This window comes from Shewanella sp. c952, assembly GCF_019654975.1.
GTDB lineage: Bacteria > Pseudomonadota > Gammaproteobacteria > Enterobacterales > Shewanellaceae > Shewanella.
In genome coordinates this window covers 1-615 of record NZ_BPEW01000102.1, presented here as the reverse complement: position 1 = coordinate 615, position 615 = coordinate 1, and the positions used below count along the sequence as shown (strand labels likewise).

The window sequence follows — 615 nt, the reverse complement described above, 5'->3', positions numbered from 1 at the left end:
AGATACCTTGCCGTCAAGTAGCGCTACAAATTGCTGTTTGACCTTCTCGATGTCTTTTTCTTCACGAGAACATACAGCGACCACAGGGCAGCCTAGCTCTTCGCTCATTTTAACTACGTCAATCTTAATGCCACGTTCAAGCGCTGCATCAATCTTGTTTAATACAACCACCAACGGAATGCCCAACTCACGTAGCTGCACAGTTAAATATAGGTGGCGTTCGATATTAGTCGCATCAACAAGGTTAATGATGCCGTCAATAGGTTGATCAGCTAGATACTGCTGGGCAATTTGCTCGTCTAAAGAGCAATCACAGCTATTACCTGCTGGCAAAAGATCGTAAATCCCCGGTAAGTCCGTTAAAAATACGTCAGTGCCTTGTAGTGCAAACTGACCGGTCTTTTTCTCAACGGTTACGCCTGACCAGTTACCCACTTGCTGGTTAGAGCCTGTGAGCGCATTAAATAGTGTAGATTTACCCGCATTTGGGTTACCAACAGTGACACAGTTAAATTGTTTAGCCATTCGCTTTTTCAACCTCTATAATATCTGCTAAATCGCGACGCATACATAATTTACTGCCACGGATATCCAGTTCAACGCCCGAGCCCACGA

The 615-nt window shown here is 44.7% G+C and carries 1 protein-coding gene and 1 pseudogene; both read right to left on the bottom strand.

Annotated elements, in window-relative coordinates; all coding sequences use genetic code 11:
• A partial coding sequence (locus K5R16_RS22060) for a FeoB small GTPase domain-containing protein (RefSeq protein ID WP_220740551.1) occupies window positions 1-525 on the bottom strand: 525 nt, incomplete at its 3' end.
• A pseudogene (locus tag K5R16_RS22055) lies at window positions 518-615 on the bottom strand (ferrous iron transport protein A); the annotation flags it as partial. The gene K5R16_RS22060 and the pseudogene K5R16_RS22055, both read right to left, overlap by 8 nt.